26 protein-coding genes are annotated in these 24838 nt (G+C 36.8%); 14 read left to right on the forward strand and 12 right to left on the reverse strand.

Going from position 1 to position 24838, the window contains the following annotated elements; all coding sequences use genetic code 11:
• Nucleotides 1-363 (reverse strand): tetratricopeptide repeat protein (locus PN450_RS05900; RefSeq protein ID WP_271835705.1); only part of this gene is annotated, 363 nt, incomplete at its 3' end.
• Nucleotides 364-629: 266 nt separating this feature from the next.
• Here PN450_RS05900 and PN450_RS05905 point away from each other — a divergent pair.
• Nucleotides 630-1739 (forward strand): S-(hydroxymethyl)glutathione dehydrogenase/class III alcohol dehydrogenase, encoded by a 1110-nt coding sequence (locus tag PN450_RS05905; RefSeq protein ID WP_271835706.1) that lies wholly within the window; start codon nucleotides 630-632, stop codon nucleotides 1737-1739.
• 87 nt (nucleotides 1740-1826) lie between these two features.
• Entirely contained in the window at nucleotides 1827-2318 is a 492-nt protein-coding gene (locus PN450_RS05910; RefSeq protein ID WP_271835707.1) for a DUF29 domain-containing protein, read from the forward strand.
• A 94-nt stretch (nucleotides 2319-2412) separates the two neighbouring features.
• Here the strand turns inward: PN450_RS05910 and hemW are convergent, their stop codons facing one another.
• Nucleotides 2413-3597, reverse strand: coding sequence for a radical SAM family heme chaperone HemW (gene hemW, locus PN450_RS05915; protein ID WP_271835708.1), 1185 nt, complete (start codon nucleotides 3595-3597; stop codon nucleotides 2413-2415).
• 242 nt (nucleotides 3598-3839) lie between these two features.
• On the opposite strand from hemW, the gene PN450_RS05920 reads away from it, so the two are divergent.
• From PN450_RS05920 to PN450_RS05930, 3 genes are all read left to right on the forward strand, one after another.
• Nucleotides 3840-4916 (forward strand): PIN/TRAM domain-containing protein, encoded by a 1077-nt coding sequence (locus tag PN450_RS05920; RefSeq protein ID WP_148761225.1) that lies wholly within the window; start codon nucleotides 3840-3842, stop codon nucleotides 4914-4916.
• A gap of 168 nt (nucleotides 4917-5084) precedes the next feature.
• On the forward strand, nucleotides 5085-5465 hold the full coding sequence (locus PN450_RS05925) for a DUF433 domain-containing protein (protein ID WP_039201952.1): 381 nt from the start codon (nucleotides 5085-5087) through the stop codon (nucleotides 5463-5465).
• Nucleotides 5462-5854, forward strand: a complete 393-nt coding sequence (locus tag PN450_RS05930) for a DUF5615 family PIN-like protein (RefSeq protein WP_271835709.1) — start codon at nucleotides 5462-5464, stop codon at nucleotides 5852-5854. Before PN450_RS05925 ends, PN450_RS05930 begins: the two co-directional genes overlap by 4 nt.
• Before the next feature lie 61 nt (nucleotides 5855-5915).
• On the opposite strand, the gene PN450_RS05935 is transcribed toward PN450_RS05930, so the two are convergent.
• Entirely contained in the window at nucleotides 5916-6713 is a 798-nt protein-coding gene (locus PN450_RS05935; RefSeq protein WP_271835710.1) for a M15 family metallopeptidase, read from the reverse strand.
• A gap of 84 nt (nucleotides 6714-6797) precedes the next feature.
• Between PN450_RS05935 and PN450_RS05940 the strand changes: the two genes are divergently transcribed.
• The 4 genes from PN450_RS05940 (at nucleotide 6798) to PN450_RS05955 (ending at nucleotide 14010) form a co-directional block, all read left to right on the forward strand.
• The gene (locus PN450_RS05940) at nucleotides 6798-7715 is read left to right on the forward strand and encodes an AEC family transporter (protein ID WP_271835711.1); all 918 of its coding nucleotides are present in this window, start codon (nucleotides 6798-6800) and stop codon (nucleotides 7713-7715) included.
• 63 nt (nucleotides 7716-7778) lie between these two features.
• Entirely contained in the window at nucleotides 7779-9449 is a 1671-nt protein-coding gene (locus PN450_RS05945) for an AIPR family protein (RefSeq protein ID WP_271835712.1), read from the forward strand.
• A 176-nt stretch (nucleotides 9450-9625) separates the two neighbouring features.
• Nucleotides 9626-11269, forward strand: a complete 1644-nt coding sequence (locus tag PN450_RS05950; RefSeq protein WP_271835713.1) for a site-specific DNA-methyltransferase — start codon at nucleotides 9626-9628, stop codon at nucleotides 11267-11269.
• 14 nt (nucleotides 11270-11283) lie between these two features.
• Nucleotides 11284-14010, forward strand: coding sequence for a DEAD/DEAH box helicase (locus tag PN450_RS05955; RefSeq protein ID WP_271835714.1), 2727 nt, complete (start codon nucleotides 11284-11286; stop codon nucleotides 14008-14010).
• A 16-nt stretch (nucleotides 14011-14026) separates the two neighbouring features.
• Here the strand turns inward: PN450_RS05955 and PN450_RS05960 are convergent, their stop codons facing one another.
• Entirely contained in the window at nucleotides 14027-14542 is a 516-nt protein-coding gene (locus tag PN450_RS05960; protein ID WP_213713183.1) for a phosphoribosyltransferase, read from the reverse strand.
• Nucleotides 14543-14613: 71 nt separating this feature from the next.
• Between PN450_RS05960 and PN450_RS05965 the strand changes: the two genes are divergently transcribed.
• Both PN450_RS05965 and PN450_RS05970 read left to right on the forward strand, forming a co-directional pair.
• Nucleotides 14614-16065, forward strand: coding sequence for an MFS transporter (locus tag PN450_RS05965; RefSeq protein ID WP_271835715.1), 1452 nt, complete (start codon nucleotides 14614-14616; stop codon nucleotides 16063-16065).
• A gap of 26 nt (nucleotides 16066-16091) precedes the next feature.
• The gene (locus tag PN450_RS05970) at nucleotides 16092-16331 is read left to right on the forward strand and encodes a hypothetical protein (RefSeq protein WP_271835716.1); all 240 of its coding nucleotides are present in this window, start codon (nucleotides 16092-16094) and stop codon (nucleotides 16329-16331) included.
• 147 nt (nucleotides 16332-16478) lie between these two features.
• Here the strand turns inward: PN450_RS05970 and PN450_RS05975 are convergent, their stop codons facing one another.
• The 8 genes from PN450_RS05975 to acnB form a co-directional block, all read right to left on the reverse strand.
• Nucleotides 16479-18092, reverse strand: a complete 1614-nt coding sequence (locus PN450_RS05975) for a peptidoglycan-binding protein (protein WP_271835717.1) — start codon at nucleotides 18090-18092, stop codon at nucleotides 16479-16481.
• A gap of 298 nt (nucleotides 18093-18390) precedes the next feature.
• Entirely contained in the window at nucleotides 18391-18732 is a 342-nt protein-coding gene (locus PN450_RS05980) for a XisI protein (RefSeq protein WP_168498341.1), read from the reverse strand.
• Nucleotides 18720-19178 carry an element excision factor XisH family protein gene (locus PN450_RS05985; protein WP_271835718.1) on the reverse strand — a complete coding sequence of 153 codons (459 nt, stop codon included), beginning with the start codon at nucleotides 19176-19178 and terminating at the stop codon, nucleotides 18720-18722. The genes PN450_RS05980 and PN450_RS05985 overlap by 13 nt, the downstream gene beginning before the upstream one ends.
• 100 nt (nucleotides 19179-19278) lie before the next feature.
• Entirely contained in the window at nucleotides 19279-19518 is a 240-nt protein-coding gene (locus PN450_RS05990; RefSeq protein ID WP_271835719.1) for a type II toxin-antitoxin system HicA family toxin, read from the reverse strand.
• A complete protein-coding gene (locus tag PN450_RS05995; protein WP_168634442.1) occupies nucleotides 19511-19777 on the reverse strand; it encodes a type II toxin-antitoxin system HicB family antitoxin in 267 nt (88 codons plus the stop codon). Before PN450_RS05995 ends, PN450_RS05990 begins: the two co-directional genes overlap by 8 nt.
• Nucleotides 19778-19787: 10 nt before the next feature.
• Nucleotides 19788-19991, reverse strand: coding sequence for a hypothetical protein (locus PN450_RS06000; RefSeq protein ID WP_053538042.1), 204 nt, complete (start codon nucleotides 19989-19991; stop codon nucleotides 19788-19790).
• Between the two features lie 35 nt (nucleotides 19992-20026).
• The gene (locus PN450_RS06005) at nucleotides 20027-20275 is read right to left on the reverse strand and encodes a hypothetical protein (RefSeq protein WP_271835721.1); all 249 of its coding nucleotides are present in this window, start codon (nucleotides 20273-20275) and stop codon (nucleotides 20027-20029) included.
• Nucleotides 20276-20515: 240 nt separating this feature from the next.
• Nucleotides 20516-23146, reverse strand: coding sequence for a bifunctional aconitate hydratase 2/2-methylisocitrate dehydratase (gene acnB / locus PN450_RS06010; RefSeq protein WP_271835722.1), 2631 nt, complete (start codon nucleotides 23144-23146; stop codon nucleotides 20516-20518).
• 147 nt (nucleotides 23147-23293) lie between these two features.
• Between acnB and PN450_RS06015 the strand changes: the two genes are divergently transcribed.
• From PN450_RS06015 to PN450_RS24045, 3 genes are all read left to right on the forward strand, one after another.
• Nucleotides 23294-23710, forward strand: coding sequence for a XisH family protein (locus PN450_RS06015; protein ID WP_213798135.1), 417 nt, complete (start codon nucleotides 23294-23296; stop codon nucleotides 23708-23710).
• Nucleotides 23698-24042, forward strand: a complete 345-nt coding sequence (locus PN450_RS06020; protein ID WP_271835723.1) for a XisI protein — start codon at nucleotides 23698-23700, stop codon at nucleotides 24040-24042. Before PN450_RS06015 ends, PN450_RS06020 begins: the two co-directional genes overlap by 13 nt.
• Nucleotides 24043-24106: 64 nt before the next feature.
• Nucleotides 24107-24787 carry an HNH endonuclease gene (locus PN450_RS24045; protein ID WP_417033736.1) on the forward strand — a complete coding sequence of 227 codons (681 nt, stop codon included), beginning with the start codon at nucleotides 24107-24109 and terminating at the stop codon, nucleotides 24785-24787.
• The last annotated feature ends 51 nt before the right edge of the window (nucleotides 24788-24838 follow it).

Genomic DNA, 24838 nt, shown 5'->3' on the forward strand with positions numbered 1-24838 from the left:
AATTTGTAAAGAACTTTCAAAAATCTCACAAGCTTTCTCATAATTTCCAGATTCTGCTAATGCTTTTCCATAGCTAGTTAATGCTATGATATTATCGGGATTAATTTGTAAAGAACTTTCAAAAATCTCACAAGCTTTTTCGTGTCTTCCTGCTTTAGATAATCCGTTTCCATAGCTAGTTAAAGTAATAATATTATCAGGTTGAAGCTGCAATGACCGTTCAAATAATTTAAATGCTTTATTATATTGTCCATTTTTTGATAATACGTTTCCATGTTTGCTGAGAATAATAGCATTTTGACAATTCCTCAGTAAATCGTCAGCCTTGCTAATTAAATATTGGATATCATTACTATTCATCATGGTTTATTTTTTAAATTTAAAGGAATCCAAGGAATAAATTCCCTGTCTAAAAGCCAAAGTCGGTTAAAACCGACTAAAATCTAGTCTAATTTACTGAGGGAACATTTGACAATTACATCCTGTAAATCCTTAAATCCTGGACATCCTGATTCAGACAATTAATTATCCAAGGTAAAATGATCCAAGATGCGCGAATGGTAAGCACAAACTATGATTATTTGGGTAGATATTAATCCCAAAAACGAACCTTAAAGGAGAATTGCATCTTGGAAGTTAAAGCAGCAGTAGCTTACACCGCAGGAAAACCCCTCACAATTGAAACTGTACAATTAGCACCACCACAAGCCGGAGAAGTCTTAATTGAGATTAAAGCCAGTGGGGTTTGTCATACTGATGCTTTTACCCTTTCTGGTGATGATCCTGAAGGTTTATTTCCGGCAATTTTAGGACATGAAGGCGCTGGTATAGTTGTCGAAGTAGGGGCTGATGTCAAAAGTCTAAAAAGAGGAGATCATGTAATTCCTTTATACACACCCGAATGTCGGCAATGTGATTATTGTTTAAGCTTCAAAACCAATCTCTGTCAAGCAATTCGCGGTACACAAGGACGGGGTTTAATGCCCGATGGTACGAGCCGTTTTAGTATCGGTGGCGACATGATTCACCATTATATGGGTACATCCACCTTCGCTAATTATACGGTATTGCCAGAAATCGCCGTTGCCAAAATTCGGGAAGATGCCCCTTTTGATAAAGTTTGTTATATCGGTTGTGGTGTGACAACAGGAATTGGTGCAGTTGTGAATACAGCTAAAGTAGAACCAGGCGCAAATGTGGTAGTTTTCGGTTTAGGTGGCATTGGTTTAAATGTGATCCAAGGGGCGCGAATGGTGGGCGCGAATAAGATTATTGGTGTAGATATTAATCCTAAAAAACGCGAATTAGCTGAAAAATTTGGCATGACACATTTTGTCAATCCCCAAGAAGTTGCAGGTGATTTAGTTCCTTATTTGGTAGATTTAACAAACGGTGGTGCTGACTATTCCTTTGAATGTATTGGTAATGTCAATATCATGCGTCAAGCTTTAGAATGTTGTCATAAAGGTTGGGGTGTGAGTGTGATTATTGGTGTAGCTGGTGCAGGTAAAGAAATTAGCACTCGTCCCTTTCAATTAGTAACTGGCAGGGTTTGGAAAGGTTCGGCTTTTGGTGGTGCAAGAGGGCGGACAGATGTACCGAAAATAGTAGATTGGTATATGGATGGTAAGATTAATATTGATGATTTAATTACTCATGTGATGCCGATTGAAAAGATTAATGATGCTTTTGATTTGATGCACAGGGGGGAATCTATTCGGAGTGTGGTGACTTTTTAGGTTTTTGTTTCGCGCAAAGACGCTAAGGAGCAAAGGCGCAAAGGAAGAAGGGAGTTATAATTAATTCAACGTTACTAGGTTTTAATTATGCAGTCACCAAGGGCGAAAGAATCCGCTGTCAACCTGAATCTTTATGAAGCGGATTTTTATGCCTGGACTCAACAACAGGCTAATTTATTACGTTATCAGCTATGGAATCAAGTTGATTTAGTGAATTTAATTGAGGAAGTTGAATCTTTGGGGAGAAGGGAACGCCAAGAATTAAGAAATCGTCTGATTATTTTAATTGGACATTTACTCAAGTGGGAATATCAATCATCAAAACGTAGTCGCAGTTGGTTAGCAACTATTCGGATTCAACGCCGAGACATCATAAAATTACTGAATGAAAATCCTAGTTTGCAGTCTTCTCTAGAAGTAGCACTTGAGGAAGCTTATGAAAATGCTAGGGATTTAGCATCAGGAGAAACCAATTTACCGTTATCAACCTTTCCTTCTCAATGCCTATATTTATGGGAAGATCTAATTAACCTCAACTTTTATCCTGGTGAAGTTGCAAATGATAATTTGATGCAATAATCGGCATTGCTAAATTAAAATATAAAATTGGAAACTCACAAATTTCAAACTTTGCGCCTTTGCTTCTTTGCGCCTTTGCGCGAAACATAATTTATTATTCTCCTAACTCCTCAAACAACTTCGCTAACATCACATTAGAAAATATAAAACCATCGGGATCGCTAAAACGCAACCTATCCCCAACAATCTTCACCCAACCCTGAGCAAAGTATGGTTGCAAACAGCTTTGAATTCTCTCAACTTGATGGTTGCCAAAGTTTGTTGCTAAGGAATTTAAACTGATTCCTTCGGCTAACCGTAACCCTAACATGAGAGTTTCTAACAAAACATCTACCTGTGGTGTGATTTCACAATCAATGACAGCACCATTTTTTAACCATTGGTAATATTCCTGGGTTTTACGAGGACGGGTGAAGCGTTTACCTTGTATATAGCTGGCTGCACCCATACCAAAGCCATAATAGGGGCGATTTTGCCAATAAACTCGATTATGTTGGCATTGATGTCCTGGTTGGGCATAATTGGAAATTTCGTAATGTTCGTAACCAGCATCAGTTAAGGTTTTTTGCCCCAGTTGATACATTTTGACGGTGGTTTCATCTGTGGGTAAGGGATGATCTCCCGGTTTGTAATAACGATTGAAGGCTGTTCCGGGTTCAATGGTCAGGTCATAGATGGAAATGTGAGTTGGGGTGGCTGCTACTGCTTGGATTAAGGAATCTTGCCATTGTGCTAAAGATTGATACGGTAAGCCAGAAATCAAGTCTAAGCTAAATTCGGGAATCTCGACCTTGTGAATTAACTCTATAGCTGTAAATATATCTACAAGGGAATGCGATCGCCCAGCAGTTTTTAACAATTCTTCTTGGAAAGCTTGGACACCCAAACTCACGCGATTTACTCCTAAGCTACGATAACCAGCGATATGTACAAAATCAAACGTCCCTGGGTCAATTTCCATAGAAATTTCTACCCCAGAGGCAATGCCAAATCGCTGTTCTAAGGTTGTCAATATAGATTGCAACTGTGCTGTTGATAATAGTGAAGGAGTACCACCACCAAAAAAAATTGTTTCTAAAGGTTGACTATAAGTTGGTGCAATCCTGATTTCTTGACATAAAACTTCAACATATTCGCCAATTGTCCCAGAATTTTCGCCCCGTGAGTTATTCCCGACCACAAATACCGGAAAATCGCAATAAAAACATCGTCGCCGACAAAAGGGAATATGCACATAAGCAGAACTGGGAATCCCCCAACCAATATCTTTTTGACTCATTTTGAACAATAGTGAAGTTAATTTGATTTGACTGTTAAAAATAATGAAAATGAGGAGTTTGTTTACAACTTTTCATCCTTTTTCCCTAAGAATAAAAATAATATGCAGTAAAAACGCTTTAGTTATAATGTTGGCATATTCTGTCTGCCTGAGCAGCTAAGATGATTCCATCACTAAAAAGGACTCAAACAAGCATACTTTACTCTATCGAATAAATATCGTTGTAGGAACACAACATAACCATGCTGGATGTCATTATTATTCTCTCATTTATCTTGGCAGCGTCGGGAATAGGTTATTTCAGCACTGATCTACTCCCCCCTGGTACTCTTAATGGAGTTAGTGATTTAGATGCCTTACGCCTAGTTTTCGCTGTCTTTGCTGCCATTATCGGTGGTGCAGTCGGGCTGAGTTTCCAGACTACATACCGTCGGCTAGAGTCACAAGTCCGGGAAATGCCCCTAGAAGTCATTCTCACCCGTGCCATTGGCTTAGTAATTGGGCTATTACTCGCCAATCTGATGTTAGCCCCGCTATTTTTATTACCCATTCCCCCAGATTTTGGTTTTATCAAACCTCTTGTTGCGGTTGTTGGCAGTATTATCCTCTCTGTTACAGGAATGAACTTAGCCGATACTCACGGACGGGGTTTGTTAAGATTAATTAACCCCAATACTGTGGAAAGTATGGTGGTGGAAGGAACTCTTAAACCTGCTAATACTAAGGTTTTAGATACTAGCTGCATTATAGATGGCCGGATTGAAACATTACTAGAAACAGGATTTCTAGAAGGATTAATTCTTGTCCCCCAATTTGTTTTACAAGAATTACAACAAGTAGCCGACGCGAGTAAGGATCAAAAACGGGTGAGGGGAAGAAGAGGATTAGAAATTCTCAACCGCATTCGGGAAAATTATCCCGAACGCATTTTAATCAATCCTGTGGACTATGAAGATACTGCCACTGTTGATGCTAAATTGGTGCGTTTTGCTCAAGAAATCAATGGCACATTACTCACCAATGATTACAATTTATCGAAAGTTGCTAGTGTGCAAAAAGTTCCAGTTTTGAATGTTCATGATTTAGTCAATGCTGTTCGTCCAACTTATTTACCTGGTGATTATCTTGATTTGAAAATTCTCAAAGAAGGAAAAGAACCGACTCAAGGAATTGGCTATTTAGATGATGGCACAATGGTAGTAGTGGAAGAAGGTAGAGGTTATGTTGGTGGTGAATTGCGAGTAGTAGTTACCAGTGCTTTACAAACTTCTGCTGGAAGGATGATTTTTGCCAAACCCCAAGCTTCCGCATTAGCCTAAGGAATATGGCACGGAAAACTAGAGTTAAATTATGTAAATCGGTGTGGGGAACTGCACCGATTTTGTTGATTAAGCTGAATGCTTGTATTTGGCTGATCAATCTCAAACAGGGTATTGTTATCTAATTAATATTAGAATACGAATAGTAGTTGGTAAATAAATTTAAACATGAAGACCATCTTATCAAGTGAAAAAGCATTTATTATTCGGACTGAGCGAGGACTCACAATTGCGGGAACGCGCATCACCCTTTATGATGTAATAGATTTGATCAAGGCTCAGTATCCTCCGAAGTTAATTCGAGATAAATTCAATCTCACAGATGAACAAATTAGTGCAGCTTTATCTTACATTGACACAAATCATACTCAGGTAGAAGCTGAATATCAAGAAGTTCTACAAACTAGAGAAGAAATTTATCAATACTGGGAAGAACGTAACCGCGAACACTTTGCAAAAATGGCAGCAAAACCACAAAAGCCCGAAAAACAGGCTCTTTGGGCGAAACTTGAGGAGCAGAAAGCCCAACGTACCTCAATAAAGCCATGATATTTTTAGTGGATTACAATCTTGATGGATACGCTGTAGTTTTGCTGGGAATCTTGGCGAAAAACGGTTGGCTTGAGTTACTATCTATTCGTTTTGTCACATTTCGAGAAGCGGATTTATCAATGGATAGTAATGACCGCGCAGTTTGGTGTTATGCTCAAGCAAATCAAATGATGATCCTCACCGCTAATCGGAATGTGAAAGGTGAGGATTCATTAGAACAAGTAATGCGTGAAGAAAATACACCAACTTCATTTCCTGTGATTACAATTGGGAATCTTGATCGCATTGACGAATATGATTATCGAGAACAATGTGTTGATCGTATAGTTGAGATTATCATAGATATTGATAATTATTTGGGAGTAGGTCGGCTTTTCATTCCATAAACATCATAAAACAGTCTCATTATTGCTTCAGTGTCAGATATCTGATATTCTCTGACTATCATTATGGTGTTTTTACAGGTTTGATATTTTTGGCTTTATAAAATGTTTCTAAACTATCAGTATCGCCGACAAAACGCCAATGCCAAGGTTCATAACTCACGCCTTGAAGATTATTTTTCGGAAAGGAAATTTCAAAACTAAATTTGGCAGCATTGGCTTGTAACCACTGATAAGCTTTGGTATTATCAAAATTAGCTTGGAGATTAGTTGCTGGGACTGTGCCATCGCCAACATCCACCGCATAACCTGTATGATGTTCACTATGATTTGGTGGTGCGCTGAGGGATGCTCTTTCGGCTGGGGTTTGATTCCGCTGTGCGCCTACACCGAAAAATAACTGCTTTTGCTCTTGTACAGAACGAAAGCCAGAAATTGGAACTAAAATTACACCCGCACTTCTAGCGGTTTGTACCATGGCTTGAAATTTGACAGCGGCAGCTTTTCGCATTCTGATTCTACTGTCACCCGTAATTGGGGCTAATTCTGATTCTGGTGCTTCTGAATAGGGAAAATGCCCCAACACCGTATCATTATTATTTGGGGTATTAGCGGCTATGGGTGTAGAACTAATTGGTGCAGCTACAGAATTAGCAGTTGGCTTAGGTGTCGTCAGCGAAAACAAAAAACCACTAGAGACAGCCAGTAGCAAAAATCCTGTTAATCCACCTATAATCAAAACCACAGGTTGGACTTTGATCTTACTTCCTGCATCATTTGTATCGCGTAAAGCCACTGGGATATCATCACCAGAGAGAGGGTAGGAATTGTGCGGTTTTTTAGGAAACCCAGCTTTATTCAAGTTTTTGCTCCTGTTTGTGTTTAATAGTTAGTTAAAGAAGAAATGAGTTTTGTTTAATGCTTAATTTTGAATTATGGTGTAATTTTGATAAATCTTTTAGAACTATATATCAAGTTAGTCGGATTAATCCTAGTGGGATTTATACTGGGACGTAAGTTGCCTAACAATACTTCCACTTACGTAGGTCAATTTCTCTATTGGGTGGGAGTACCTATAAGCATCATCGGTTTTTTACTACAAACAGATTTATCAGGACAGATTTGGATTGCACCGATAATAGCTCACTTGGCAATCTTTCTGGGGGCATTATTAGCTTGGTTAAGAATCAAAGCCCAAGCCCATTTCACTGATTCAGTTCCCCCCGCGACAACTCAAGGTAGTTTGATTCTAGCAGCAATGGTAGGTAATACAGGTAATTTGGGTTTTCCCATTACTTTAGCAATGGTAGGTAAAGAATATTTTGCCTGGGCTTTATTTTACGATATGTTGGGTTCGCTGTTTGGTGCTTATGGTTTAGGTGTGTTTCTTGCTGCTAAGTTTGGTAATAATATCCAAAATCAGATGCAAATAGCAAAGGTAATTTTGATTAATCCGGCTTTATGGAGTTTTGGATTTGGCTTATTATTGCATCAAGTGACGCTTCCCTCTCCAGTGGTATTTTGTTTGGAAAAATTGGCTTGGGGTGCAGTTGCTTTATCTTTGATGTTAATTGGAATGCGACTTTCCCAACTAAAATCTTGGGGAAAATTACCACAAGCGGGGAGTAGTGTGTTCATTAAAATGCTATTAGTGCCGATGATTTTAGGTAGCACTCTCTCATTTTTTGGTGTTACTGGTAATGCAGCACAGGTGATAGTTTTGCAAATGGGTATGCCTCCAGCTTTGGCTACATTGGTAATAGCAGAAACCTTTGATTTGGATAGAGATTTGGCTGTTACTGCTTTAGCTATGGGGATGATAGTTTTGTTGTTTACTCTTCCTGTTTGGTTATGGTTGTTTTGAAAATAAGTATCTTACCTGTACCCAATTCTGGGATGATGTATTAAAAACAATTCTAATCGCTCAATGCCTAAGCCGAATACCACAGCCGAAAGGACTCAAATCATTGAAGTTTTGACACGGGATTATTTTCCGATGATCCCTCAACTTCAGAGAAATTGGACACCAGAACAACATTATAAAAATCGTTTAAGTCGTTCTTTGGCTGCATTTGCCATTACTAATCTCGCTGATCTTACTCCTCCTCAAGCTGCTCACTCGATTATCAATGGAGGAGATGATAATGGTATTGATGCAGTTTATTTTGATCGGGTTAATAATCGGCTTTGGTTAGTACAGGCTAAAGCGGGAAATGCTCCCAACATGGGTGATAATAAAAAATTCTGTGATGGAATTAGGGATCTTGTCCATAAACGGTTTCAAAAATTTAATTCGAGTTTTTCTCGCTTGCAACAAGATATTGAAGATGCTTTAGACAAAAATGGCGTAATAATAGTTGGCTGTAATATATATTTAGATGAGAGTTTGGGAACTCATGTAGTTAATGATCTCAATCAATTAGAAAATGAACTAAATAAGTTTGATTTGCGTTTTCAATGGCAAGATTTAAATCTTAAAAATATTTATGGATGGTTGACAGCGAAACAGGAAAATGCACCTATTGAGGTTAAATTGACTTTAGAAAAATGGCATTGTTTAGAACAGCCCAGAAAAGCTTTTTATGGATTAGTGAATGCTGCTGAACTAGCTAATTTATATAACCAGCATAATAAATTATTATTTGAGAATAATATCCGTTATTATCTGGGTACAGAAGATGTTAACTTAGCAATTGCTGAAACTGTAGAAGAACAACCATCAGAACTTTTTTATCTCAATAATGGATTAACCATTACTTGTGCAAAGGTTAGTTTACCATCTGGACACAATCAGGACTCAACTCAATTTACTTTAGAGGGGTTTTCGATAGTCAATGGAGCGCAAACAGTGGGATCTATTGCATCTGTATTTAATGCTAATGGTTCTATTTCTACCAATGCAAAATTATTAGTTACCATCATTGAATTAGGGACAAGCTCAGATAAAATAGGAGTAGAAATCACCAAAGCGAGGAATACACAAAATACAGTCCGTGATATTTATTTTGCAGCTTTAGATCCTAATCAAGAACGGTTGCGGCAAGAATGTATGGTATCAAATATTGTCTATCAATATCGTCCATCAGCAGATAATCAGGGTGCTATCACCATTGAACAAGCTGCAATAGCCCTGGCTTGTTTTAGCAGTAATCCTGAAATAATTGTGGCCGCAAAGAAAGATATTAGTCAGCTTTATAAGCGTTATTATCCAACACTTTTTAGTGATGAGCTTTCAGGAATTACACTTTGTCGCTATGTGCGTATATTTGAATATCTTGATCAGATTTTTGAAGATTCTCGAAAAGCAGAAACAGAAACTCGGCGTAAAAATTTCTATCAACATGGTAGATTGTTTATATTAGATATTTTATCAAGACGCTATAAATCTCTAATCAATAAACCAGAAGTTAATTTATCTCAAGATGACTTGACTGAGTTCTCCAGAATTGGTATAGAACTTGCTGAATTAATTTATACTCTCGCTGAATCTCAGTTTGCTAGTGATGAAAAAGGCTATCTTGCTATTTTTAGAAGTCTAACTGATGTTAAGTCTTTAACCAGTGCGGTGATGCAAAAATTGGCTAACAGGGATGCTTAGAAGATGTTGGGAAATTAGTAGATATGAAAAACCTAACCTCCCTACCCCCCCTTCCCTACAAGGGAAGGGGGATTACAAAAAAATATTGAGTATTCATTTTTATTCTTTTTCCCTCTCCTTGTAGGAGAGGGTTAGGGAGAGGTTTTTTAATATTTGAGATAAAATCAGAACTAATTATGACTAAAAAGCAAAGACTTGAACTTACATGGATTGGTAAAGAAATTCGCCCCAAATTAGAACCGCGAATTTTATTAGAAGATCCTGAAAAATCTTATCATGCTGCATATCGAGTCAGTGAAAATGATATTTTTGATAATCGCTTAATTTTTGGGGATAACTTGTTAGCTCTCAAGGCTTTAGAACAGGAATTTACAGGAAAAGTTAAATGTATTTTTATTGATCCTCCATATAATACTGGTTCGGCCTTTGAACATTATGATGATGGCGTTGAACATTCTATCTGGCTAGGTTTAATGCGAGATCGTTTAGAAATTTTGCGTAATTTATTATCTGAAGATGGTTCTATTTGGATTACAATTGATGATAACGAAGCACATTATTTAAAAGTAATGTGTGATGAGATTTTTGGACGTGCAAATTTTGTGGCGAATGTGGTTTGGCAGAAAAGACTCTCACCAGATATTAGAGCTACACTAGGTGCAGGTCATGATCATTTACTCGTCATAGCCAAAAGTATGGATCATTTTAAAAACAAAATTAAACCATTGCCAAAAAACGAAAAGCAAAAATCAGCTTATAGAAATCCTGATAATGATCCTCGTGGTTCTTGGGTTTCCTCAGACTATACAGCACAGGGATATAGACCGAATCAAATGTATAAGATAACAACACCTTCTGGCGCTACTTTTGAACCACCTGCCGGAAAATGTTGGAAAAATATTGAGTCAGTCTTTCTCAAGTTGGTTGAAGATAATAGAATTTGGTTCGGTCAAGATGGCTCTTCTATGCCTCGCCGTAAAACGTTTTTGAGTGAGTCTGAAGGACAGGTAGCATGGACTTGGTGGACTAATGAGGAAGTGGGACATACTCAAGAGGCTAAGAGGGAAATTATCTCAATTTTTGGGAATGAAAATGTTTTTGATACACCAAAACCGGAAAGGCTTCTTGAGCGAATTATTTACTTATCAACAAATCCCGGTGATCTTGTTCTCGACTCCTTCGCAGGTTCAGGAACAACAGGCGCAGTTGCACACAAAATGGGAAGACGCTGGATAATGATAGAACTGGGGGAACATTGTCATACCCATATTATTCCCCGACTTAAAAAAGTAATTGATGGCGAAGATCAAGGTGGCATTAGCAAAACAGTAAACTGGAAAGGTGGCGGCGGATTTCGTTATTATTGCCTTGCACCATCATTATTAGAAAAAGACAAATGGGGTAACTGGATTATTAATAAAGAATATAACCCTGCTATGTTAGCAGAAGCACTCTGCAAAATTGAAGGCTTTACATACTCACCATCAGATACATTTTATTGGCAACATGGTTATTCTACAGAACGAGATTTTATTTATGTCACTACCCAAAATCTCAGTCAAGAACAATTATCTCAACTTGCTGATGAAGTAGGACAAGAACGCACATTATTAGTTTTATGTAGTGCTTTTCGTGGCAAAGTTGATATATTCCCAAATCTGACCATCAAAAAAATTCCTCAACAAATACTTTCACGCTGTGAATGGGGACACGATGATTACAGTTTAAAAACCGAAAACCTGCCTAAAGCAACTCCAAAAATTGAACAACCATCACCACAAAAACCACAACAACAGCATATACAACAATCATTATTTTAGATGGATAACATACAATGAATAACATCGTTAATAACATTGCTAATCGTCTCAGTCTCAGACAACCTCAAAGAAAATCATTAGAAATTTTGGATCGGGTTTGTGATATTTTGCCTATCAATGGACAATCAGATATAGAAACAAGTTTAGCGAAAATTCATCAACAATTCTACACAGTTACAGATTTTGAAAGGGAATTTCCATCACTATGTTTTGCACTAGCTACAGGTGTGGGTAAAACGCGATTAATGGGGGCTTTTATCAGCTACTTAAATCTAGTACACGGGATCAAGAATTTCTTTGTTTTAGCACCTAATTTAACAATTTATAATAAATTAATTACAGATTTTACACCTAATAATCCCAAATATGTATTTACAGGTATTTCTGAATTTGCAATCAATTCACCAATTATTATCACAGGTGAAAACTATGAAACCAATGCGAGAACAATTTTAGATCCACAAATTACCTGCAAAATCAATATTTTTAATATTTCAAAAATTAATTCTGAAGTACGCGGTGGCAAAACCCCTAAAATCAAACGACTATCTGAATATATTGGTGAAAGTTATTTTGATTATCTATCTCAATTAAAAGACTTAGTAATTTTAATGGATGAATCGCACCGATATCGAGCTTCAGCAGGTATTCGAGCAATTAATGAATTAAAACCATTAATGGGTTTAGAACTCACAGCGACACCTTCTATAGAAACCAGTAAAAAACCAGTATATTTTAAAAATGTTATTTATGAATATTCTTTAGGAAAAGCAATTACACATGGGTTTGTTAAAGATCCTGCTGTTGTTACTCGTAAAGACTTTAATCCTGCCAGTTTATCACCAGGAGCAATTGAACAAATCAAATTAGAAGATGGAATTTATTTACACGAAAATATTAAGGCTGAATTAAAAATTTATGCTCTTCAAACAGGAAAGCCAACTGTTAAGCCATTTATGCTGGTTATTGCCCGTGACACTACCCATGCTACACAACTTTTAGAACTGATTAAATCTGATGAATTTGCAGCAGGGTTTTACAAAGATAAAGTCATTCAAGTTGATTCTAGTAAAACAGGCGCTCAAGAAGATGAAATGGTAGAAAGATTGCTAAAAGTAGAACATCCAGATGAACCAACAGAAATAGTTATTCATGTGAATATGTTAAAGGAAGGTTGGGATGTGACTAACCTTTATACAATTGTACCATTAAGAGCCGCAAATTCGGAAATTTTGATTAAACAATCTATTGGTAGGGGATTACGTTTACCTTATGGAAAGCGTACAGGTATCACCATTGTAGATCGTTTAAATATTGTTGCCCATGACAAATTTCAAGAAATTGTGGAAGAAGCAAAACGCCCAGAATCAGAAATTAGATTGCAACAAATTATTCTCACACCTGAAGAGTTAGAACAAAAAAACAAAACAGTAGTTTCACAGTCAAAACTTGCCCAAAGTTTAGGAATCACGACGGAACAAAAGAGTGAAAAAAATATAACTATTCCAGAAACAGAAAACCAAGATATTCAAACATCTATATTTGCATCTATCATCGAACAAAAGATTGCAAATCTGACTTACCAAGAAATTCAAAAGTTAGAAAATCAGCCGGAGAAAGTACCAACTATATCCTATCTTTCAACACCAAAAGTTCAATCAATAGTGCGGGAAGCTGTAGCTAGAGAATATCAGCCGGAACAATTAGAAATTGAAGGTGTAAGCACACCACCAGATATTGCAGATATTGTGGCTAAAACCACTAATTTAGTTATTCAACAAACCATTGATATTCCCAAAATTATTGTTGTTCCCCAAGGGGAAGTAAAATCAGGTTTTAGGTCTTTTGCTTTAGATGTGACAGGTTTAAATTATCGTGTTCCATCCAAAAAAGAATTATATATCCAATCTTTAGCAACGGATGATTCTACATCTTTAGAAATCAAAACAGACAATTCTGAAGAATTTCAGTTAGAAAACTATATTGTCAAAAACTTAGTTAATTTTGATGATATTTGTTATGATGAAAATGCTGATTTACTTTATGATTTAGCAAGTCAGGTTATTAGTCATTTTCTCACTTACTTATCAGAAGAAGAGACACATAAAGTTTTATCTCATAACCAAATCGAAATTGCTAAATTTGTCCATAACCAGATGATAAAACATTTCTGGGAAGATGATAAAGTTGATTACAAACCCAAAATTAGCAAAGGTTTTACAACCTTAAAAGAGAGTGCTTATACCACAAATGCAAGGAATTATTTAGATTATAGAACCTCGCCTCCCGATAAAAGCAATATGTTCAAATATCTGTTTACAGGTTTTGAAAAATGCCTTTATGCAGAACAAAAATTTCAATCAGAAGCAGAAAGAGTATTATCTATAATTTTGGAACGAGATGCAATAAAATGGTTTAAACCAGCAAGAGGACAATTTCAAATTTATTACAAATGGGATGGAAATTATTTAGAATATCAACCCGATTTTGTAGCAGAAACAGCAGAAATTATCTATATGCTTGAACCCAAAAATCGAGATGAAATAGATAGTCCTCAAGTGGTTGCTAAGAAGGATGTAGCCGTTAAATGGTGTCAAAATGCTTCTAATTATATGCTACAACACAATGGAAAGCCTTGGGTTTATGTGTTGATACCCCATGATGCGATCGCCCAAAATATGACTCTCAAAGGTTTAGGCGATGCCTTCGGCGAGCGCAGCTATCGCTTTCAAACAAAATGACAGATAACATTAATTATCATCGTTGACTCATCTTTTTTGCCAATTCCGCAGGATTAATAGATTCGTAATGTTCAAAAGGTTGATGAATCCAAGGATTATCAGCCAGATAATCAACGTGATAGTCAGGAACAACAACTGAACAAGCTTTATACCAAATTACAGCGGTGCGAATTTCTTGAATGGGAAAATCATGATGTTTCTGTAACCAGGGAACTGTTTCTTGAATAGTGATACCAGAGTCTACTAAATCATCTACTAGCAAAATCCGTGAACCTAAATTTTCACTAGTCATGGTTAATTGACGAGAAATAATTAAATTACTTCTTTTATATGTACCTGCGCCGTTGTAAGATGAAGTAGCTAAAATTGCTAATGGTTGATTGTATATGCGGGAGAGAATATCTCCTACTCGCAGTCCCCCTCTAGCTAAACAGACGATTTGGTTAAATTCCCAACCCGATTGATAAATCTTTACAGCCAGTTGTTCAATTTTGTGGTGATAATCTGACCAAGAAATGTAAAGGTCTGACATAAAACTAAAATAAGTGTGTTAATAATTGTCAATTATCAATTGTCAATTGTCAATTCATAAGGGTGTAATTTATGGTTAAGGATCATGGTGATAATAACGATTTTCCTAAGTCGCTAACAAGTGAAAAATTAGATTTTAAAACTAAATTAGCTTATGGTGCGGGAGATTTGGGACCAGCGATTACTGCAAATATTGCTGTATTTTACATGATGGTTTTCTTTACCAATGTGGCAGGAATTCCAGCGGGTTTGGCAGGTAGTATTTTGATGATTGGCAAAATTTGGGATGGTATCAATGATCCTATGGTGGGAATGTTGACTGATAAAACCCAATCCCGGCTCTGGGGTCGTCGTCTACCTTGGCTTTTATATGGGGCAATTCCTTTTGGATTTTTCTTTTTCTTGCAGTGGATTGTCCCCCAATTTACTGCTGACAAAAGTAGTAATATTTGGTGTTTATTTTGGTATTATGTAGTAATTGGGATTGTATCTCAGGCATTTTATACTGTTGTGAATTTGCCTTATACAGCCATGACTCCTGAGTTAACTCAAGATTACGATGAACGGACTAGTTTGAATAGTTTTCGGTTTACGTTTTCTATTGGTGGCAGTATTTTATCGTTGATTTTATCAAAAATTATTTTCTCACAAATTAGCGATCGCCAACAACAATATTTAGTTTTAGCGGCTGTGTGTACCGTGATTTCGGTTTTATCCTTGTATTGGTGCGTTTATGGGGTGCGCGATCGCATTTTAGCTTTTGAAGCTAAACGGATGGAATTACCACAAGAAGCCGAAATTCCCTTTTTTGAACAGCTAAAAATTGTCTTTAGTAATAAACCTTTTCTGTTTGTAATTGCTATCTATCTTTTTTCTTGGTTAGGTGTGCAAATCACAGCCAGCATTATTCCCTATTTTGTCGTTAACTGTATGAAACTTAAAGAGGGAGATGTCCCCACAGTTATGATTGCAGTCCAGGGAACGGCTTTATTTATGCTATTTATTTGGAGTTATTTAAGTAAAAAGATTGGCAAAAAAATCGTTTATTTCTTAGGAATGAGTTCCTGGATTATTGCGGCTGCTGGATTATTTTTCTTACAGCCAAATCAAGTTGGTTTAATGTATGTTATGGCTGTAATGGCAGGTATGGGAGTTTCTACAGCTTATCTAATTCCCTGGTCAATGATCCCTGATGTGATTGAATTAGATGAATTGCAAACTGGACAACGACGGGAAGGTATTTTCTATGGTTTCATGGTTTTATTACAAAAATTTGGTTTAGCTTTCGGGCTGTTTTTGGTCGGTAATACCTTACAAGCTTATGGTTTTAAAGAAGCGGTTGCTGGACAAAGTTCTTTACCTGTACAACCTGAATCTGCACTTTTAGCCATTCGTATCGCTGTTGGACCAATACCAACTGTTTGTTTAATTGCCGGGTTAGTTTTAGTCTACTTCTATCCCATTACCCGCGAAATGCACGCGGAAATCATGTTAAAACTGCAAGTACAACGGCAGAGGACATAAACGCAAATTTCTCACCAATAAATATTATGGCTTTTTATGTAATGTTAATTAAAGTTAATGAAGATGATCAAGGTGTTACTTATAATTTCGGTACTGATCCTGAACATTTAGGTAAAATTCGTCTTGATAAAAATGATGGAAAAATTCAAGAAGTTGAAGCTGTTAATAGTGAAAATTATCAACATATTTTAACAAGAGCAATGGTTAAGTTACGTCAACATTGGAAAGCGGGTACTTTTCCTGATCATACTTGTTGGGCTTCTTAGCTGTGATGGTATCACAAAAAAGCGATCACTTGAACTCCTTTCATCAAATAAGCGATCGCACTTCCAAAGCATAACCAAAGAGCGATCGCTCTCCACAAAACCACACCCAAACAGCGATCGCTTTGTTATAGTTCCTACTCTACTCAGTTAACGGATTCTGATAAATCCTGAGACAGAGGACAAATTACGAGTAAAGTTACCACTGGTATTATCTTTATTTCCTTCAGAAGTTTTGATTACAGAACTTCCTTGAGAATATGCTCTGATAATGCCAATATGATTAAATTCACCCGTAGCCTTCTTACCAGGCCAATCAAAAGTAACAATATCTCCACGCATAGGAGTTACCGAACCTTTAGGACACCAAAAATCGTTTTGTTTTGCCCAAAATTTCCAAGATTCAACTAAAGCCATTGTTGCCCAAAAACCTTCAGGTTGATCTGGTATATCAATTCCTACGTTACGACAACAATAAGCAACAAAAGCCGCACACCAATTATAAAAAACTGGATCACTTCCGATATGACCTATACTTTGCATAGGTTTACGGAAAGGTTTGAGGTATTTTTCCGCTTCACTACTTGCACTACTCCAAGTAAGTCCTTTAGCGGCTTCAATTTCAGCAAAACCAGCCAATCGTAAATAAATAGGATCAGATGGATCTTCAGAAATGCTATCTCCAGGTTTACCACCAAGTTTAACCCAAGTCATGGGACCAACTTCCCCATCAATCATTAAACCTGCTTTTAACTGAAAAGCTTTAACAGCATTTTCTGTGTTATTTTCAAATTCACCATCTACTTCGCCAGCATTAAATCCTAAATCATTAAGTGCTTTTTGCAAGGCTTTAACATCATCTCCTTTACTACCCCAACGCAGAATACGAGTTAAGATTGGTAAATCAGTGGTAGGAGTAATGGTAATATCAGGTGCGGTAACAGAAGGAATAGCCTTACTAGAGGGAGCAATTAAAAAGGTTTTTGCTGTCGGATATTTGCCTAAAAAATCTACAAATTCATCCGTTAGTTTGGTTTTTAATTCTACTACTTCAATAGTTTCTGAACCTGCACAAGCGGCGATAACTGGATAAGATGTGCCATCTTCTTCCTTACGATAAAGCTCAAACCATGTTACCTCTTTTTGTTTTGTTGTTGTATCAATATCGTCACCCACTCCACTTTCTGGTGATAAGGAAATAAATCCTTTTTCTTCCATTCTTTTGAGAAGCACAACAGAGCCACATTGCTCACTCACTTTATCGGTATCAAATTTACCATCGGAAACAAATTTGCCTTTAGTATAGTGATTAGAAAAACTCCATAAATAAGGAGATTTTACTTCAGAGTGAAACCGCCGATAACCTAGTCCATTGTAGCCTTCAAGTTTCCAACAACTTCCGGCAATACTCCAATCAGTCCAATTATTTAAATCATCAAAAGTTAAAGCATCTTGTGCCGATTCTTCCCATGTAAAAGGTGGCTTTCCGGGGGGACGATTTTTAGGAATATTAATTGTTTTAGCACTTAAGCGATCGCCATTGTGTAAATGAGTATTAAAATTTCCACTAGCTTCTAGTTGATGAATTACTGCAACGATGAACCAAGGAACATCAGTCAGTCTTTCTACTTTTTTATAGCGAGAGCGATTGTCTATAAGACGATTAACAATCGTATCAACTTGACTTAGTTTATCAGATTTGATTTGACAATCTCTGTAGAGTTGTTCATATTCTGTTCTTAGTGCTGCATTGAATTGTACCATTTTATTTGCTCCTTTGAATACAATTTGATTATTTTTAGCTGACAAAAGCTATGTTTTAATTGTTTCCTAAAACATCCTCAAAATTCACAAATATAAGTAATAATATATCTACCCCCCCCCGAATAATCAGCTTTTTTTATGTATTTTCATAGTTAATTGATAGTTGATTTCTCTATCGGGATATCCTGACCATGAAATATTCCCTCACCTCATCCTCAAAACCAACAATTTGATCAAAATTCAAATAACGATACAAATTATCAGCAAAAGGATGTATTTTCTCCTGTTTATAAATTAATCAAGCCACAGCAAACTCCGTCAACTTACGAGTTTCTGGATCATGAAAAGCTAAAACAATATCCTCTTTGGGTACACCTTCCCTCAATAATTCTGTTGCAATTCCTTCCTCAGTCCAATCTTCTTCAATGTAAATCTTCTCATTTTTAATGCGAATATGGACAGAAATTCCCTTAATTCTTTCTTCAGTTGTCCAACCAACTTGAAACCATAAATATTGATCTCTTTGCTCATCAAAAGCTAATAGCATTTCTATATTATCAGGAGATGCAGAGGAAAAAAGTTGATGATATTCTGTTAAGATTTTTTTGATTAAAAAACGGTAATTTTCTAACTTATCCATTTGGTAATAACCTCCTTGTCTGTATCTACAATGATTAATTTAAGTTGGTTTTCATCAACAACAACTTGGATAGTTTCATCAAAATTAGCTTTATAAACAAGTTGACCAAGTGCTAAGTAAATCTGATGGTCTGGTGCGGTTCTTTTAAGATAATTACGGTAAATGATATACTGACCTACAGCCCTTTCTAAATCATAAATAAATGATGGATTTAGAAAACTTTTAACTTCTATCACTATTTTCTCATCACCTTTTTGAGCAGATAATGGACGTTCAGCACCTAGATCAGCAACAAGTCTTAATTTTCTATAAATTATATAATAAGGATCAGCCGTAATTGTCCAACCATCCTTAATTAAAGCATTTTTGACCGCATCATGGCAAGTATCCTTTGCTGGCATTGTTGACCCCGATAATAAACTATTATAACATTCAGGTGAGTCCATCCAGCCCACCCTAACCTAAATTATACCAAAGCCGCTTCTCCTTACTAATCACCCTCCCTTCATCCTCAAAACCAACAATTTGATCAAAAATATCCTTGATTTACCTCAACAAACCTTCAATCTCCTCATCACTAAAACCAAATTGCCGAAAAATCCGTAAAACATAACCTGGAGACATTTCCCTTGCACCCATATCTATAGGAACTACTCTCTTTTTCCCTTCAACTTCACGAGTATATAAACAATGATCACCTTTTCCCTCTCTATAAAAACTACAACCTGCTTTTTCTAATAACTTAATTAATTCCTTGGGTCTTAAAGAAGGTATATTTTTAGGCATAAACCTTCCTCAATTCATAGATTTCTGATTGTTTTTCTTTTTCCTCAACTAACAAAAATTCATGTAATTCATCTATAGAAATAGGAGATTTATAAATATTATCTTCTGATTGATAAACATCTTCAAAAGATTCTATTGCTGCCTTTAATTTATTAACTGCATCTTCTTGAGTATCTCCCTGTCCAACAATCCCATTTTCTAAACACAAACCCACCCAATAACCGGAACTTTGTCTGAGAACAACTGTGTAAAAGTTCATTTTTGTTTACCTATGGATTATGTATAAGCATTTTCTTAACATCAGCTAAAGATACGGAAAGACTATCTTTCTCTTCTTCCTTAGCATCCCGTAAATCTCTTAAATCTTCCAAATCTTCTAACAATTCCGTAATCTTCAAAAATTCCTCATAAGGTAAAACTGCAAATTGTTTTTGACCATTTTTTGTTAAAAACTCAGGATGTAATTCAATCATTTTTACACCTCTTTATATTCATAAGATTTTCTCCATTAATCATCTGCTAAAGTTTCCAACTCATCGGAAATTAAATTTTGCCAATCTTCATCACAATGGGAATGCAAATGAATAGAAGCTACCAGCAATTCTGAGATAATTTTACCCTTTTGGCGATCGCTTAACTCAGAAAGTTGTAATTGATTAACCAGAGAAATCACATTTTGGCATTCTTCCTGTAATTCCATTAGTAACTGATTAAGCGTTGAGTTTTCACTGGTAATTTTTAGTTTTGCGAGTGTCATTAGTTTTTCCCCAATCTTTTTAACGCTTGTTTTATCCCTTATTCAAAAGCTCTGATTTCCTTTTCCCAATGATTAATCAAACCTGGATCTGGAAAATCCTTCTCTAATTCTAGCCTAATTTTTTCTTTGTGTTCAGCAATACGAGATTCCAAAGATGATATTGCTTTCTTAAAATGACTCTTCCCCATAAAATGTAAATTATAACATTCAGGTGAGCCATCAAGACTCACCCCAATTACATTATACCAAAGCCGCCTGTTCCTCCTTACTAATCACCCTCCCTTCATTCTCAAAACCGGCAATTTGATCAAAGTTCAAATAGCGATACAAATCATCAGCAAAAGGATGAATTCTTTCTGCCACAATATCCAAATATTCCTGCACATTAGGAAGCCTTCCCAACAACGCACAAACCGCTGCTAATTCCGCCGAACCTAAATACACTTGAGCGCCTTTACCCATGCGATTATTGAAGTTACGAGTCGAGGTAGAAAACACCGTTGTATTATCATCAACTCGCGCCTGATTTCCCATACATAAACTGCATCCTGGTATCTCAGTTCTCGCCTTTGCAGCCACGAAAACATCATACACACCTTCCGCCTTTAATTGGTGTTCATCCATGCGAGTTGGGGGTGCAATCCATAACCGCGCTTTCACATCTCCTGCACCTTCTAAAACCTTCGCAGTTGCTCGATAATGTCCGATATTTGTCATACAAGAACCGACAAATACTTCTTGTACAGGATCATTGGCAACTGCCGATAATAACTTAACATTATCTGGGTCATTGGGAGCAGCTACAATTGGTTCTGTGATTTGGCTTAAATCAATTTCAATTATTTCTGCATATTCGGCATCAGCGTCAGCAGATAATAATACTGGATGATCTAACCATTCTTGCATTTTTGCCACGCGGCGCATAATAGTTCTGGCATCACTATAACCCCGTGCTACCATATTAGTTAAAAGGGCAATATTGGAACGTAAATATTCCGCAATTGTTTCTTCACTTAATTTAATTGTACAACCAGCACAAGAACGTTCAGCCGAAGCATCAGTTAATTCAAAAGCTTGTTCAACTTTCAAATTTGGTAAACCTTCAATTTCCAAAATCTTGCCAGAGAAAACGTTTTTCTTGTTCTGCTTCTCGACAGTTAACAAACCTTTTTGCATAGCCACATAAGGAATGGCATTGACAACATCCCTCAATGTAATTCCTGGTTGTAATTCCCCTGTAAATCTGACCAAAACTGATTCTGGCATATCCAAAGGCATGACACCCAATGCACCAGCAAACGCTACTAAACCCGAACCCGCAGGAAAGGATATACCCAAGGGGAAGCGAGTATGGGAATCTCCACCTGTACCCACGGTGTCGGGTAATAACATCCGGTTTAGCCAAGAATGAATGATACCATCACCAGGACGCAACGCCACACCACCACGGGAGGAGATAAAGTCGGGTAATTCTTGGTGGGTTTTAATATCCACAGGTTTGGGATATGCGGCTGTATGACAGAAACTCTGCATTACCAAGTCTGCACTGAAACCTAAACAAGCGAGTTCTTTCAATTCGTCTCTGGTCATTGGGCCTGTAGTGTCCTGAGAACCCACTGTAGTCATGATTGGTTCGCAAGATGTTCCCGGACGTACTCCTGGTAAACCAGCGGCTTTACCGACCATTTTCTGCGCCAATGTGTAGCCTTTGCCGGTGTCCACTGGGGCTTGAGGACGAATAAATAAAGTGCTGGGCGCTAAACCCAATGCTAGACGGGTTTTATCGGTGAGGGTACGCCCAATTAGGAGGGGAATGCGTCCACCAGCGCGAACTTCGTCTAAAATGGTGTCAGGCTTGAGGCTGAAGGTGGAAATTACTTCTCCTGCGGCGTTTAGAACAGTTCCTTTGTAGGGATAAATGGTGATTATGTCACCGGTTGCCATTTTGCTGACATCGCATTGAATGGGTAATGCACCGGCATCTTCGGCTGTGTTAAAAAAGATGGGAGCGATCGCACTTCCTAAAATATAACCTCCCGCCCGTTTGTTTGGCACAAAGGGAATATCATTGCCCAAATGCCATAATACAGAATTGATTGCAGACTTGCGCGAAGAACCTGTACCCACGACATCACCGACGTAAGCAACGGGAAATCCTTTTTTCTTTAACTCTGCAATGGTTTCTAAACTTCCCGGTTGACGAGTTTCTAACATCGCCAAAGCGTGTAAAGGAATATCTGGTCTGGTTGTAGCGTGGGTTGCCGGTGATAAGTCGTCGGTGTTAGTTTCTCCGGGAACTTTGAAAACGGTAACGGTGATAAATTCTGGTAATGTGGGACGCAACGTAAACCATTCTGCTTCTGCCCAGGAGTTTACCACTTGTTTGGCGTAGGGGTTGGTTTTGGACAATTCCAAAACATCATGGAAAGCATCATACACCAACATAATTTTGCTGAGGGCGTTGGCTGCATAAGCGGCGATTTGTTCTCTTCCTTCTCCTCCCATTACCAAGGGTGTTTCTGAAGATTCTGATACAGAACTGCTGGAAACTTGGAGTAAATCAATTAAGGATTGAACGTTGTAACCACCAATCATCGTTCCCAGTAATTCTACTGCGTCAACTGGTGAAACTAAAGGACTGGTAATTTCTCCTTTAGCAATCGCAGTCAGAAATCCAGCTTTTACATAAGCAGCTTGATCTACTCCAGGGGGAATGCGATCGCGTAATAAATTTAATAATAACTCTTCTTCACCTGTGGGTGGATTTTTCAGTAATTCACACAATGCTGATGTTTGTTGTGCGTCTAAGGGTAAAGGAGGAATACCCAATTGAGCGCGATCGGCAACCTGTTGACGATATTCTTGTAGCATGGTTTAGATTGTGATCCTGTAATGTCTTGCTTTCTTTATTTTATTGTAAGGGAATTGTTACAGGAGTTACTGGTAAACGAATTTGTCAGAAATAGACAGTTTATAGATTATGATCAGATTATTAAAATTTTTCTGAATTTAATTTTTATGTCAGCTAGGGATACTTACCATGAAGCAATTAAAAATGCCTTGATTAAAGACAGTTGGATGATTATTCGTGATCCTTATACTATTAAATATGAGGAGATACAATTATTTGCTGATTTATTAGCTGATAGAACTTTAGAAATTGAACGCAATGGACAACAAATTATTGTAGAAATTAAAAGTTTTATTGGTCGTTCACCCATGCGTGAATTTGAAACAGCTTTAGGGCAATATATTATTTATCGTACCTTGTTAAAAGTTATTCTTCCTAAAGTAACAATTTATTTAGGGGTAAGTCGCAGTATTTATCAATCTTTCTTTCTGCAAAAAGCGATTTCGTTCATCATGGAAGAAAATGATTTAAAGTTAATAGTTGTTGATTTGAATAAGGAGGAGATAATTCAATGGATAAATTAAATCAATATCGCAATGTGATCAAGAAAATTCTGAATGAATATGAGCAATTAGCATCACAAACGCCTAATCCTGATGGTGTTGATAGTATTCTAGCTTTTGATGAACAAAGAGATCAATATCTTTGGTTTCAAACAGGTTGGCATAATGATCACAAAGTTAGAGGTATTACTGTTTATGTCAGAATTAAAAATGAAAAAATTTACATTGAAGAAGATTGGACTGAGGAAGGTATTGCAACTGAGTTATTAAGGGAAGGCGTACCAAAAGAGAATATTGTTTTAGCTTTTCATGATCCTGAAACTCGCAAGTTTACAGAGTTTGCAGTCGCTTAGGTTGAATATTTGGGTTATAATAGTTAAACACAATATTTTTGATAATCAAAAGGAGTTGTGAATAATGAAAAAACCTGATAATTGGGATAGCCTGATAGATTCATTTAGTGATTGTAATTGTCCCTATGCTTATATAGTAGGTTATTATCTTTCAAGATTTGATAAAGATAGTTATCAGAGATTAGGACTTGGTAACAAAGGGGAAACACATCAGAAAATTGGTTCTATGCTTGAAATTTCATCTAATACACTTAAAAATTTTAGAGATGCTTTTGATCCTTATCATGAAAACAGTCGTAAAGGTTGGTGGCAAAGAGATTTATGGCGTGTTGAAAAAGAAATTTATGATGGATTTAAAGCATATCCTGAAGAAGAAATATATGATTTAGTTTGTAATATTTTAAATAATCCAAAACTAGATTTTGAATACTTTTTCGATTCTGTTAGTGTAATAGATGATATCCTATTATTTCCTGATGAAGTAAGAGAAACAGAAGAAACTCAAACCTTAAAAGAAGGGTTTATTCGTCAAGTAACAGTTAATGCTTATGAAAGAAGTAATCAAGCTCGAAAACAATGTATTGAATATTATGGCATAACTTGTTATGTTTGTGGGTTTAACTTTGAAAAAGTTTATGGTGAAATTGGTCAAGGTTTTATCCCACATTCCGCACCCCAAAATGTTACAGAGGGAAATTACGGAGATGAAAATCAAAGGGAGCATCAAAACAAACAGATAAAGTGAAAAAAGGCATTTGAGAAACAGTAAATCACCAAAAATGTCATCAAAATCTAT

Origin of the sequence: Dolichospermum lemmermannii CS-548 (genome assembly GCF_028330815.1) — a bacterium.
Classification (GTDB): Bacteria; Cyanobacteriota; Cyanobacteriia; order Cyanobacteriales; family Nostocaceae; genus Dolichospermum; species Dolichospermum lemmermannii.